Raw genomic sequence first — 13,152 nt, 5'->3', positions numbered from 1 at the left:
AATTGGCTGCCTCCGCGCAATTATTCGGAAGATCAGCTGAGCGTAATTACCATTTCTCGACCCACGGCCGCAGCACGACTTCAAAAGCCCAGGTCGACCGATGCTGGCGGTGCAGCTGCAGATAGGTTTCCGCGATATGGACAGGGTCGGCCATGTTGTCGTCCACGGTCGTTCCCGCCAGCCGGTGCGCGCGGGTCCCGTCTTCCTGAGTCCAACCGATCGCGGCATCGATCGGCACATTCGCCACATGGATTCCCTGCGGCATCAATTCTCTCGCCATGCTTTGCGCGAGTCCGGACTTGGCATGGCACGCCATCGCAAATGCACCACTCGATGGAAAGCCCTTGAGCGCCGCGCTGGCGTTCGTAAAGATTATCGTTCCTCTCGTACCATTGACGTCGGGTTCGTTTCCGAGCATGAGCCGAGCTGCCTGTTGACCTACCAGAAACGCGCTGAATGCCGAGTTTCGGATTGTTTCGAGCGCCATCATCGGGTCGGCTTCGAGAATGCCCTTGCGGAAAATGCCGGGAACGCGGCCATCGATGTTATGCACGACAAGCCTCGGCGCTCCGATCTCTCGAGCGACATTCGCGAACAGCTGTGCCACGGCCTCCGGTTCGCTTGCATCGCAGGCGTACCGACGCACGCCGTGCATCTTTTCAAGAGTCTCAAGGACGGCTTTTTCCGGATTCCTGGCTGCGACGGCGACACGCATGCCGTTTTCCGCGAACAGCCTGGCGCAACTCGAACTGATGCCCGGGCCACCGCCGACAATGAGTGCAACGTCCTGCAGGAAAGGCTGTGTATCGCGGTTGGATTCAGTCATGTCGTTTCCTCGGATGCACTTGGTGCCGGCCGGCGTATGGCGTCGCAACGCAGGCGGCACCGTTACGGAACTATTGTTTCACCGCAATCACGACCTTGCCCCTTGCTCGACCGGTCTCGACATAGGCGAGCGCGTCACCGGTTTTTTCGAACGGGAAAACCTGGTCCACGACCGGACGGATCACGCCGGATTCGATCAGGGACGTGATTTCGCGTAGCTGCTGTCCCTGCGCGCGCATGAACAGGAATGAGAAGCGCACACCAAGTTTTCTGGCTTTCTTCCGCACACCATGGCTCAGCAAACGCAGCACCAGTTTCAGGAAGAGGTTCATCCCCTGCTCCCTCGCGAATACGGGGTCGGGCGGCCCGGAGATTGAGATGAGCAGGCCGCCCGGCTTGAGCACGCGCAGAGATTTTTCAAGCGTCTTGGCGTCCTGGCTGTGCAGGACCAGATCGTAGCCCGACAAGACCTTCTCGAAATCCTGGGTCTTGTAGTCGATGACCAGGTCCGCGCCGAGGCTCTTGACCAGTTCGACATTCTTCGCGCTCGTCGTCGTCGCCACGACCGCACCGAGATGCTTGGCGAGCTGGATGGCGAAACTCCCCACCCCGCCGGAGCCTGCCTGGATGAAGACCTTCTGGCCGGGCCTCAGCTTGCCCACCTCGACCAGCGCCTGCCAGGCGGTCAGTCCCACCAACGGGATGGAAGCGGCCGCTTCCATGCTGATGTTCTCGGGCTTCGGCGCCATGTCGGCTTCGTTCATGGCAATGAATTCGGCGAATGTTCCGATCCGATGATCGCGCGGCCGTGCATAGACCTCGTCGCCTGCCTTGAATCGCCTGACATTGCGGCCAACCCTGACGACCGTCCCGGCAACATCGTGGCCCAGAATGAAGGGCGGACGATACGGCAGGATGAGTTTGAATTCTCCATCCCTGAGCTTGGAGTCCAGGACGTTCACAGCAGTTGCGTGAACCCGAACCAGGACATCATCGTCCCGCAACTCCGGTTCTGGCATGGTTGCCGAGCGCAGAGCGCCTTTCTTCTGATATTTGTCGACAACGAATGCCTTCATGATGTCATCTCCAATTTGAAATTTGGTCCCGGCATCAGGTGTCGAGGAACGACAGCGCCTTCGGCACGAAATCAGCGTGGTACTGGAAAATCCCGCCATGCCCGGCATCTTCGTAGATGACCAGTTGTGCGCCCGGGATACGCCGTGCCATGTCGGTGCTGTTTGCGGTCGGCACCATGATATCGTTATCGCCATTCGCGATCAGGACCGGAATGCGGAGGCTGCCGAGATCCTGAGGCGCCTGCTGGCCCCAGCTCTTGATCGCCTTGAGCTGCCGCAACAAGGCCACTGGCGTGGCTCCTTTGTCCCGATTTGACTTGCGCTCCTTCAACCTTTCCAGAAAGGCCTTTGCGGCCCGGCGTCCATTGGCCGTGGAGGTGAAGAACAGATAGAATTTCGGGTCTCGCAAAGTCAGCAAGCCCTTGATCATCAGCGGCCAGGACACCGGCCCGACCTTCTCGATACCTTTGCCGCCTGCCGGGCCCGTGCCGGTCAGAATCAGCTTTCGCACGAGACCAGGGGCCTTCAGCGCGATATCTTGGGCTACGAAGCCGCCGAGGGAAAAGCCGAGCAGATCGACTTTTTCAAAGCCCAGCGCGGCGATCAGAGCGATGGTATCTTGCGCCATTTCGCCAACGGTAACAGGCGCTTTCCCGCTTGAAGCGCCGATACCTTGGTAGTCGATCGCGATCACACGATGCCTGGTGGCGAGCCCATCGACGATCCGTGGATCGAAATTGTCGAGAACCGCGCCCCAATGATTGAGAAGGATCAATGGGACGCCACTGCGCGGACCGATATCGCGATAGGCAAAGGTTGTTCCTGCAGCAGGTATCGAAAGATTTGGCGCATCGATATAGCGCACAACCGATCCGGCGTGGCTGACATAACTGGACATCACTTACTCCATGGTTCGGCTGAAACCGGAATCCCCAGAGATCGGAGGGACCCGGTCGGATCGCGCGGCTTCGCCTTTGCGCACCAAGGGATGCGCGTGCGCCGCAACGCTGGCCCAGACACCAGCCCAATGCTGGCGGAAGCACCGGAGATCAGCGCATTCCGCGTTCTCTCCTGCTCATCGGCTCCGGTTCTTTCAATTTGTCGTGGAATATCGACGAACGACCTGTTACTATCAATTTAGTACCAAGTCACTACTAAAATGAAACTGACATGAAAAAACTTTCGAACCAGCCTTGCCTCATCGCCCGTAGCCTGGCGCTTGTCGGGGACGCATGGAGCATGCTGATCATGCGCGATGCCCATGCGGGGCTGACCCGCTTCGACGATTTCCGTAAGAGTCTCGGTATCGCGCCGACGATGCTGGCGGGGCGGCTTTCAGCCCTGGTTGACGAGGGCTTACTGGAAAAACGTCGTTATTCAGACCGCCCGCCACGGGACGAATACGTTCTGACTGAAGCCGGGCGCGACTTTTTGCCGGTGCTCTTCGCGATTGGCGCGTGGGGACGCAAGCATCGCGGCGGGGGCAAGGTGACTCGGTTCTTCGACGCCGAGAACGGAACGGAGATCGATCCCCTCACCATCGACCGCGCGACCGGCGCTCCGATCGGAACGCGTCCCATTCGTATCGCCGCAGTCGAATGAGCAATTAGCTTGGCAGCTCCAGCTTGTGCGGTTGCGGGTGCGGCCCGCTAGGCCTTCGAAGTAATGACCTGAAAGAGTTTCACCTGTAAGTCGGCGGACGCTTCTCAATAAAAGCCCGGACGGCTTCGGCGTGCTGCGCAGTGCCCGCCGCGAGGACCATCCTCTCGGCCTCTTGATCTAGTGACGTCAAGAAGTCGGCCGACAGCGCAAGATCGAGATTATCCTTCATGGAGGCATACGCGCTCGCCGGGCCATTCGCCAATGCTCTCGCCATTTCGAATGCTTCGCTTTGCAGTTCGGAATCAGGCACCACGCGATTGATAAGGCCCAATGCTTCGCAGCGCCGTGCACTGATCCGTTCAGACAGAAACATCAGTTCGCGAGCACGTGCCGTCCCGGCAAGCCGGGTCAACAGCCACGAAATGCCGTAATCGCCGGTGAGCGCAATCCTGGCATAGCCTGTCGTCATGATCGTGGATTCGGCTGCAATACGAAGGTCGCAAGCGAGTGCGATCGCAAGCCCGGCGCCAGCCGCCGGTCCCGGCAACGCCGCGATGGTGGGCTTGCGCACCGAAACAAGTGCGCCGGTCAGGGTTCGCTGACGCTCCCGCAATCGCGCAACCTTGTCGCTGAATGACATCGCCGGCGCGGCAGCGTTGCCGCCCATCCCCTTAACATCGCCGCCCGAACAGAAGGCAGTGCCTGCACCGGTAATCAGGAGGGCTCCGACCTCAGGATCATCTCCATTCTGTTTGACCATCCGGCGCAACGCCGGCGTAAGATGATCGGACAACGAATTTCGGGCTTCGGGTCGGTTCAAGGTAATCACCGCGACGCGATCCCGGATCGCGCACAGCAGTTCGTCCGTCCCCGTATCAACCGAGATGGATCCATCCGTCATGTTTCTGACCTTTCAAGTCCCACGGGGAGCTCTCCAAAGTGACCCAGCGCGCCGTGCCCGTGTTCGAGCATCACCAGTTTTCCGTTGAATGGCCGCAGTTCCGTGAGAAACGACCAGGCCGATCGGTCCTGACCGTAGAGATGCAATAATTCGTTGGCGATCGCCGCCGGCTTGATGAAGAACTCATCCGGTTTGTCGCTCATCCGCGCGCGCATCCGGGGCGTATCGATAACGGCGTCGATGAGAACGTAGGAGACGTGCACGCCGAGAGGTCCCATTTCGCGTGCGATCGACTCGGCCAGAATGCGCTGCGCTGCCTTTGTTGGAGCGAAGCCGGCGAAATTGGCTTTACCTCGGATCGAAGAGGTGTTTCCGGTCACCAGGATCGCACCCTTGCCGCGATCGATCATGTCAGGAGCTAGCTCGCGTGCCAGGTACAACAGACCCATCACGTTGACTTCGAAGTTGCCCTTCAGCATCTTCGGATCGATCTCGCGAAAATTCCCCCAGCCTCCTCCTACCGCGTTGTGGATGAGAACTTCGGCGGCGCCAAAGCGGCGCTTTACCTCAGTGACAACGATCCGAACCTGACTCTCGTCCGAGACGTCGCAGGTCATCGCGTGCACGTCGGGAAGCTCTTGCGCAAGGCGATTGATGAGTTCCGCAGAGCGAGCAAGCGCTATGATACGAAACCCGCCGGCAGAGAAGCGCTTGACGATGGCAGCTCCCGTGCCCGGCCCTACGCCGGTCACGATCGCGATTGGCTTCTCGGTCATTTGACGCTCCTTTCGGGCTATCGTCCGGCCGCTGTCTTATGAATTCGCTCGGACTGCGACTGATAGGTCGCAGCCTCATGCGCGGGCACCAGGGCCAGGCGAACCGCGACGTTCTTGTGGTAGGGCGTGCCCGCAATGGGGTCTCGGTTGCCGCTCTCCGTCAGCAGATTGATGCGCGGCCCGTTCACGAGGCGCTCTCCATCCGACGTAGGATACGCCTGACCATAGCCATGCGGCAGCGCGAGCTGGCCATTCCGCATGGCATCGTCGACCTTGCAGCGTACGACGAGCCGCCCGACCACCGACTCAACGGCGATCCAGTCACCATCCTTCGCGCCCAACTCGCGCAGATCGCTCGAATTGATCAACAAGGCACCATCGGGATCGTCGCGACGCCAGGCGGGATCGCGAAAGATCTGGTTGGCATTGAACATGCGACGGCCGCCGGCCGCCAGCATGAACGGAAACTCCTTTGGCGCGCCCGCGGTCTGCGGATCGAGACGCGCCAACCATTCCAACATCTGCGGGACGACCAGCCGAACCTTGCGATCCGAATGGCTGATCAATGACCAGACCTCGTCATAGTCGTGCCGGGTAACCGCCGTGCCCTGCCGGGTGGCCACGATAGTGTCGAACAGGAGATAGCCGAGCTGGTGATCCGCCACCTCGTCCGATGCGTTGATCGCGCGCCGCACCGCTTGCGGCGATCGCTTCGCGCAAGCCAGCGCCGCGCTCCACAACGGAGCCGCGGCCGCGGTGCCATCCGGAAGCGTCTGCCCAAGCGTATGGTAGAGCACAAGCGCGGGCACTGCCTGGGGGTTTTCCGCGATGAAAGCACGAAAGGCGGCGGCGAACTCCGGGCGGGAGCGACGTGCTGTCTCGCGCAGGGGTGCGAGCACATTGTCACCCGGCAGAAGCCCCAGGGCGATGGCGAGCCGCGTGTAGATCTCGGGCTCCGGCAAGGTACCGGCGAGCGGCGGCAAGACACCGGCGCGAACGTGAAAATAGTTCGTCGGAAAATCGAAGTTGAATAGCGTAAATTCGGTCTTCTCGTATTGTGTGGACGCCGGGAGAACGTAGTGCGCGAGCCGTGCGGTTTCGGTCATCGCAACGTCGACGACAACGCATAGCTCGAGCGAGCGCAGCGCTCGTTCCACCGCCTCGGTATTTGCGGCGGTGTTGGCGGGATTGGAACTGTCGATCCAGGCGCAGCGCAGCCGGTCTGGATGGTCCTTGAGCACCGCTTCGGGGAAGATGTTGGGAGGCAAGAGGCCTCCGATGATCGCGTCGCCGGTCGGAGCAAAGGTCTGGTTCGGTGAATTGCCCCATAGTGGTTGAAGCCAGCTGTGCAATTGGTTGGTACCTTTACGGCCGAAACTGCCGGAAAGCATGATCAAGAGTTTTTCGAGATAGGAATTGAGCGTCGAGTTGATGCCTTGCTGGATACCAAGCTCGACCCGCACCACCATGGCCTTCGCTGCTGCGATCATCGCGGCGCAACGCTCCAGGTCCGCGATCGAGATATCGGCCGCAGCAGCCCATTCCTCCAATGGGATGTTCAGCAGCGCCTGCCTCACTTCCGCGAAGCCGATCGTGTGCTCCTCAATGAACGCGTGGTCGATCCGGTCGGAGCGGACGAGCGTAGCCAGCAACGCGCCAAGCAGGAACGCGTCGGCGCCGGGACGAACTGCGAGATGCAGGTCCGCCATCTCTGCGGTTTCGGTTCGCCGGGGGTCGATAACGATCAGCTTGCGCGCGGGATCCTTGCGGATTTGATTGAGGTGGTCGCGCGCATTGGGGAAGCCGTGTGCGATCCAGGGATTGGCCCCGATGACAAGCAAGAGATCGCAATGATGGACGTCCTCGGCGGTGTGGCAGGTTTGGCTGCCGAACATGTGGCCATTGACCCAGAAATCGCCGGTTTTCTCCTGCGAAAGGGCGTTGAAGACGCTGCGCGAACCCAGCGCGCGCAACAGTCCACTGGCGTAGGCGCCGCCGGCGTGGTTGCCCTGCCCGCCGCCGCCATAAAGGGCAATGCTCTTGCCGCCATACCTGTCGACGATATCTCGAAGCCGCTCCGCGATCTCTGCGATCGCCACGTCCCATTCGATCTCGTCAAAGCCGCCATCGGCGCGACGACGCAGCGGGGTCGTGAGCCGATCCTTGTCATTCGCATAATAGGGAATACGGGTGGCCTTGTTGCACAGATAGCCTTGCGACTTCGGGCTTGAACGGTCGCCTCGCACTTTCTCCAGGCGACCGTCATTCACCCAGGCTTCGATCCCACAATTTATGTAGCACAGGTTACACGCTGTTTTGAGCCACTTGCCGGCCGTCATGGTGACCTCCCTGACCTTATGATTTATCGCAGCGCATCGCCTTTGCTGGTCTACCCTGCGGCTTCCGAATCCGGCTAACGACGGCCACGCGGCCTGCGTCGAGAATGCCGTCGGAAACATTCCCGGCGCCGACGGCACGCGACAGCACGATCGATCCAACCATGGTTGCGATAGCGCCGGTCGCGATTTGACGTGCCTGCTCTGGCTCCTCGTCGGGAAGCAGATCGACAAAGACGTCGATCATCTTCTCGAGTTTGGAAGCTAAGGCCCGCCGCTCGCTCGGGCTCGATCGAGCAACGTCGGCGGCCAAGGCTGGGAGTGGGCAACCGTGTTTGGAATCGTCGCGATGCCGGGGACTGAGATAATCGGCGATCACCGCCTCGAAACGCTTCCCGTTGGCCTTCCCATTCGCCACCCGCTTCCACCGCTCGGTCATTTGGTCCATTGCAAAAGCGATCGCCTCGCCGACAAGAGCGGCACGCGAATCGAAATGGTTATAGAAGCCGCCATGCGTCAGACCCGCCAGCTTCATCAAGTCGACAACGCTGAGCCCTTCGGCGCCCTTCTGCCGCAAGCCGTAAGATGCATTTTCAACGATCCGACTGTGGGTTTGACGTCTGTGGTCTTCTACGTAACGCATCGCCCCTCCGTGCGAGCTCATGGGTGACCGGCTGCACAAGCCGTTCCCCATCCCCTCCCTGCAATTCTGGAACCGCGCTTTTGCAGACCACGGCAACATTTCATTGCGATGCCGGCTATCTTATATGACTATCGTCATATAACAACAGCGATCAACAGGAGAATTCGCCATGGCCGCCGCTTCCGATCCCGTCGTCATCCTTTCCGCCGCCCGTACGCCACTCGGCCGCTTCATGGGCGAGCTCTCGCCGCTTAGCGCACACAAGCTCGGCTCTCACGTAATTGGAGCAACTCTGGAACGGGCGAAGCTTGCGCCGGAGAAGATCGACGAGGTGTTCATGGGCAACGTGCTACCGGCCGGCCAGGGCCAAGCACCGGCGCGCCAGGCCGCCCGCGGTGCCAAACTGCCGGATGCCACCGGCGCCACCACCATCAACAAGGTCTGCGGCTCCGGCATGAAGGCCACCATGCTCGCTCACGACATCATCAATGCAGGCTCCGCCGAGATCGTTCTGTCTGGCGGCATGGAGAGCATGAGCAATGCGCCGTATTTGCTGGCCAAGGCGCGTGGCGGTTATCGCGCTGGCCACGACCGCATCATCGACCACATGCTGATGGACGGGTTGGAAGACGCCTACGAGACCGGACGCTCGATGGGCGACTTTGGCGAGGCCACGGCGGAGGCCTATCAATTCACCCGTAAGGACCAGGACGACTATGCGATCGAGACCTTGACCCGCGCCCGCAAGGCGGTTGAAGGCGGCGCGTTCAAGGCTGAGATTGCTCCGATCACGTTGACCGAGAAAGCCGGGCCGCGGATCGTCTCAAATGACGAGCATCCGCTGAAGGTCGATCCCGCCAAAATCCCAGGGCTGAAAGCCGCGTTCCGCGCCAACGGCACAATCACGCCCGCCGCCTCCTCCGCTAACGCTGACGGCGCTGCGGCGCTCATCTTGGCGAAACGCTCGCTCGCCGATCGCGACGGCCTTCCGGTGCTCGCCGAGATCAAGGGCCATGCCACCCACAGTCAGGAGCCACAATGGTTCACGACGGCCCCGATCCCCGCTATTCGCAAGCTATTGGACAAGGTCGGCTGGAGCGTTGGCGACGTGGATCTGTTCGAGATCAATGAGGCATTTGCGGTCGTAGCTATGGCGGCGCAGAAGGATCTCGCCATCCCCAGGGAGAAGCTGAACGTCAACGGCGGCGCCTGCGCGCTAGGTCATCCCATTGGTGCCACCGGCGCGCGGCTGATTGTGACGCTGTTGCACGCGCTCGAAACGCGGAACCTCAAGCGCGGCGTCGCGTCACTCTGCATCGGCGGCGGCGAAGCTACCGCCATCGCGATCGAGCGCGTCGTCCGCCGATAACATGGCTGGGCGGACAACAACGGACAAGGCGAGTGGCGCGAACCGCCTTACTCGCCGCCTTGATCTACCTATCCCCATCACACGAAAGATCCCATGGCTGACCTGATCAACGCCGCGCCGCGGGACATTCCCACCTCCAGCGCCCTGCCCATCGCCATCCTTTCCGTCCTGGCCGCGATGGGAACGCTGGCGACCAACATTCTGCTGCCGTCTCTGCCGCAGATTGCGATCTCATTGAATGTCACGAGTGCGGCGGTCACGTCCGCCATCACCGTCTTTCTTGCGGTGTTCGGGGTGGGCCAACTCCTGGTTGGACCGCTTTCGGATCGCTACGGAAGACGTTGGCCGGTCCTGATCGGGTTCGCCGTATTCTTCGCCGGGAGCGTTTGGTGCGGTCTGGCAACCGACCTGCCCAATCTCCTCATCGGCCGCGTCGTGCAGGCAACAGGTGCTTGCGCGACGTCAGTGCTGTCTCGCGCTATCGCCCGCGACATGTTCAGTGGCGCCGCACTGGCGCGCGCGATGGCGCTCATCATGATCGTGATGTCCGCGGCTCCCGGGTTCTCACCGCTGCTTGGCGGCGCCCTCGACCACAGCCTGGGCTGGCGCGCCGAATTCGCGCTGGTCGCGGCCTTTGCCGCCCTCAGCGCCGTTGCCTACGCCATCGTTCTTGGCGAAACCCACAATTCGATCCGCACGCCGTTCAATCCAGTTGTCGTCGGCAGGACCTATGCCGGTCTGATTGGAGACCGTCGCTTCGCTACCCCCGCGGCCGCCTCGAGCCTCACTATGGGCGGCTTGTTCTCGATGTTTTCCGCTGCGCCGCGCCTATTCATCGAAGCGTTGCACTTCACGCCGATCCAGCTCGGGCTCTTCTTTGCCGGCACCGTCTTCATCGTATTCGCCGCGGGTATGCTTGCCACAAGATTGGCACCACGCTACGGGCTCGATGGTCCGATCCGGGCAGGTTTGTGCGCGACGACCGCCAGCAGCCTTGCGATCCTGCTCATCTCGATGATCAGTCCGACTTTCTTGCCGTTCTTAGCCGCAATGAGCATATATCTCCTCGGCATGGGCATTGTCGGTCCATTGTCCACAGCGCGCGCGCTCTCTCCATTCGGCGAGAAAGCCGGCGCTGCCTCGGCGCTGCTGGGTTTCTTGCAGATGATGGTCGCCGCGATTGGGGTGTGGCTTGCTGCCACAGTGTCACATGAAGCAATGTTGGCGCTGGGCGTCGTGATGAGCGTGTTTTCCCTGCTGGCTCTTGGCCTGTACGCGCGGGGCCCGGGGTCTTGATGGGCGTATGACTCCGGACGCGTTTCCGTTCGGTCACTCATCGGCTTTGCGAAGTCGGGCTTAGGCCTGTCGGGCAAAACGCGGCAAGGCTTGGCCAGCCCGACAATTGAGCCTGTTTCCAGCGCAATCAGGTCCCGTGAAATTCCGGCTTGCTGCTGCCCGCTGGGCGCTTCATCTCGAACATGTTTTCCGTCCTGACCTCGAGATAATCTCCACCACGGCCGGCACGCAGAATGGGTCGCGCAAGCGCCGTGTTGTAGACGCCGTCCTCAATCAAAGACTTGTCGATGAATACCGCGACGACCTCGCCGAGTACGAACCACCCTTCTACTTTCTCACCACGCGCATTCGCCAACTGAGAGACATCGACGACCTTGCATTCCATTGCCGCCCTGCTCTCGCCTACCCGCGGCACAGCTACGTGGCGCCCGGGTATTGGCGTCAGCCCGGCAGCTTCGAACTCGCTCACGCCGTGAGCGAGAGGCGCCGCAGTCGTGTTCATGCGCTCGCCCAGATCCATCGTAACTAGATTCCAGACGAACTCACGGGTCTCGCTGACGTTCTTGACGGTGTCCTTCCATGAAATCGAGGAGAATCCGATGATTGGAGGGTCGTAAAGAAACGCGTTGAAGAAGCTGTATGGCGCGAGATTGAGTTGACCAGCCACGTTCCGCGACGAAATCCAGCCAATCGGACGCGGCGCGACAATCGCGTTGAACGGATTATGTCGGAGCCCGTGGCCCTTCGAAGGCTCGTAATAGTGGAAGTCGGCTAGATCCATAAATTTCCCCGGAGCTGCCGAAGCGCAACAATCGCAGGCGGTTGGGCTTCATCAATAACAATCACGCAATCGCCCGAACGACGGCCGGCTTTTGCTCTGCACCATCCAGGAAACCAGTCAAGCGCTGCCGGATAATTCGTTCGGCGTCGGCCATGATGCGATCGATCAGTTCCTTCACAGTCGGGATGTCGTGAATGAGTCCCACGACCATGCCGCAGCTCCAGGCGCCCGCATCCATATCGCCGTCGATCATCACCTTGGGATAAACGCCCGCCACCTGATCGTGGATGTCCTCGATCTTGAGACTCTTGCCCCTCTCCCGCTCAATCTCGAGCAAGTTCTCGACGCCCTTGTTGTTCAGAACCCGCTCGGTATTTCGCAGCGCCCGCATGACCAGGCGCGTGTCAAGCTCGGTTGCCTTGACAAGGGCATTCTTGACGTTCTCGTGCACCGGCGCTTCCTTGGTGGCGATAAAGCGCGTGCCCATGTTCATCCCGGCGGCGCCCATCGCCAAGGCCGCAACCAGACTGCGCGCGTCGGCCATGGCGCCAGAGGCAACGAACGGTATCTTCAATTCCTCGGCCGCGCGCGGCAGCAGGATCATGTTTGGCATGTCATCCTCGCCGGGATGGCCGCCGCATTCGAAGCCGTCGACGCTGACAGCGTCGCAACCGATCTGCTCGGCTTTCAGCGAGTGCCGAACGGAGGTGCATTTGTGGATCACCTTGATGCCACCCGCCTTTAGGGCCAGCATGTACTGCTCGGGGCTGCGACCGGCGGTTTCAACGACCTTAATGCCGCCTTCCCTGATCGCCGCAATGTATTCCGGATAGGGTGGCGCACTGAAGGTCGGCAGGAACGTCAGGTTCACGCCGAACGGCTTGTCCGTCATGTCCCGGCAACGCGCGATCTCCTTGGCCAGAAGTTCGGGCGTCCTTTGGGTCAGGCCGGTGATGATGCCGAGGCCGCCAGCGTTTGACACCGCGGCTGCCAGCTCGGCGAACCCGACATAATGCATGCCGCCCTGGATGATCGGATGTTCGATGCCGAACAGTTCAGTGATCGCTGTCTTCACGAATGATCTCCCCGCGTTTGCCGCTCAGTGGATGATTTCAAACAGGCCGGCCGCGCCCATGCCGCCGCCGATGCACATGGTCACGACGCCGTATTTTGCCTTGCGCCGGCGACCCTCGATCAGGAGATGGCCGGTAAGGCGCGAGCCGGTCATGCCGTAGGGATGACCGATCGCGATCGAGCCGCCATTGACGTTGAGCTTCTCAGGGTCGATGCCGAGCTTGTCGCGGCAATAGATCACCTGCACCGCGTAAGCTTCGTTGAGCTCCCAGAGATCGATGTCGTCGATCTTCAAATTGTGCCGCTTGAGCAGCCGCGGGATGGCGGCGACCGGACCGACGCCCATCTCGTCCGGCTCGACTCCGGCGGCGACGAAGCCGCGGAAGATGCCGAGGGGCTTGAGGCCCTTCCTCGCCGCGATCTTGTCGCTCATGATGACGCAGGCCGACGCGCCATCGGAAAGCTGGCTGGCG

Annotated in this window: 12 protein-coding genes and 1 pseudogene; 3 read left to right on the top strand and 10 right to left on the bottom strand. The window is 61.1% G+C overall.

Features of this window, described 5'->3' with window-relative positions:
• Positions 1 to 46: 46 nt before the first annotated feature.
• The 3 genes from CWO91_RS08255 to CWO91_RS08245 all read right to left on the bottom strand — a co-directional run bounded on the left by CWO91_RS08255 (position 47) and on the right by CWO91_RS08245 (position 2,799).
• A complete protein-coding gene (locus CWO91_RS08255; RefSeq protein ID WP_130213022.1) occupies positions 47 to 826 on the bottom strand; it encodes an SDR family oxidoreductase in 780 nt (259 codons plus the stop codon).
• A gap of 70 nt (positions 827 to 896) precedes the next feature.
• Complete coding sequence (locus CWO91_RS08250; protein WP_130213021.1) at positions 897 to 1,901, bottom strand: NADP-dependent oxidoreductase; 1,005 nt, start codon at positions 1,899 to 1,901, stop codon at positions 897 to 899.
• A gap of 34 nt (positions 1,902 to 1,935) precedes the next feature.
• A complete protein-coding gene (locus CWO91_RS08245; RefSeq protein ID WP_130213020.1) occupies positions 1,936 to 2,799 on the bottom strand; it encodes an alpha/beta fold hydrolase in 864 nt (287 codons plus the stop codon).
• Between the two features lie 272 nt (positions 2,800 to 3,071).
• On the opposite strand from CWO91_RS08245, the gene CWO91_RS08240 reads away from it, so the two are divergent.
• Entirely contained in the window at positions 3,072 to 3,503 is a 432-nt protein-coding gene (locus CWO91_RS08240; protein WP_130213019.1) for a winged helix-turn-helix transcriptional regulator, read from the top strand.
• Between the two features lie 79 nt (positions 3,504 to 3,582).
• Here CWO91_RS08240 and CWO91_RS08235 read toward each other — a convergent pair whose 3' ends face one another.
• From CWO91_RS08235 to CWO91_RS08220, 4 genes are read right to left on the bottom strand one after another with little or no spacing between them, the layout of a single operon-like run.
• Positions 3,583 to 4,404, bottom strand: a complete 822-nt coding sequence (locus tag CWO91_RS08235) for an enoyl-CoA hydratase-related protein (RefSeq protein ID WP_130213018.1) — start codon at positions 4,402 to 4,404, stop codon at positions 3,583 to 3,585.
• Complete coding sequence (locus tag CWO91_RS08230) at positions 4,401 to 5,180, bottom strand: SDR family NAD(P)-dependent oxidoreductase (protein WP_245471166.1); 780 nt, start codon at positions 5,178 to 5,180, stop codon at positions 4,401 to 4,403. The genes CWO91_RS08235 and CWO91_RS08230 overlap by 4 nt, the downstream gene beginning before the upstream one ends.
• 17 nt (positions 5,181 to 5,197) lie before the next feature.
• Positions 5,198 to 7,519 (bottom strand): molybdopterin-dependent oxidoreductase, encoded by a 2,322-nt coding sequence (locus tag CWO91_RS08225; RefSeq protein WP_130213017.1) that lies wholly within the window; start codon positions 7,517 to 7,519, stop codon positions 5,198 to 5,200.
• Between the two features lie 16 nt (positions 7,520 to 7,535).
• Entirely contained in the window at positions 7,536 to 8,159 is a 624-nt protein-coding gene (locus CWO91_RS08220; RefSeq protein ID WP_130213016.1) for a TetR/AcrR family transcriptional regulator, read from the bottom strand.
• A gap of 169 nt (positions 8,160 to 8,328) precedes the next feature.
• Here CWO91_RS08220 and CWO91_RS08215 point away from each other — a divergent pair, with 169 nt between their 5' ends.
• Both CWO91_RS08215 and CWO91_RS08210 read left to right on the top strand, forming a co-directional pair.
• Positions 8,329 to 9,528: an acetyl-CoA C-acyltransferase gene (locus CWO91_RS08215; protein WP_130213015.1), complete on the top strand. Its 1,200-nt coding sequence runs from the start codon at positions 8,329 to 8,331 to the stop codon at positions 9,526 to 9,528.
• A 93-nt stretch (positions 9,529 to 9,621) separates the two neighbouring features.
• Positions 9,622 to 10,824, top strand: a complete 1,203-nt coding sequence (locus CWO91_RS08210) for a multidrug effflux MFS transporter (RefSeq protein WP_245471164.1) — start codon at positions 9,622 to 9,624, stop codon at positions 10,822 to 10,824.
• A 127-nt stretch (positions 10,825 to 10,951) separates the two neighbouring features.
• Here CWO91_RS08210 and CWO91_RS08205 read toward each other — a convergent pair whose 3' ends face one another.
• From CWO91_RS08205 to CWO91_RS08195, 3 genes and pseudogenes are all read right to left on the bottom strand, one after another.
• On the bottom strand, positions 10,952 to 11,605 hold the full coding sequence (locus CWO91_RS08205; RefSeq protein ID WP_130213014.1) for a flavin reductase family protein: 654 nt from the start codon (positions 11,603 to 11,605) through the stop codon (positions 10,952 to 10,954).
• A 61-nt stretch (positions 11,606 to 11,666) separates the two neighbouring features.
• Positions 11,667 to 12,680: an NAD(P)H-dependent flavin oxidoreductase gene (locus CWO91_RS08200; RefSeq protein WP_130213013.1), complete on the bottom strand. Its 1,014-nt coding sequence runs from the start codon at positions 12,678 to 12,680 to the stop codon at positions 11,667 to 11,669.
• 24 nt (positions 12,681 to 12,704) lie between these two features.
• Positions 12,705 to 13,152 (bottom strand): annotated as a pseudogene (locus CWO91_RS08195) (acetyl-CoA C-acyltransferase); the annotation flags it as partial.

It is taken from the genome of Bradyrhizobium genosp. SA-3 (assembly GCF_004212635.1).
Classification (GTDB): domain Bacteria; phylum Pseudomonadota; class Alphaproteobacteria; order Rhizobiales; family Xanthobacteraceae; genus Bradyrhizobium.
The sequence above is the reverse complement of the archived record's forward strand: the minus strand, read 5'-3'. Positions and strand labels throughout refer to the sequence as shown.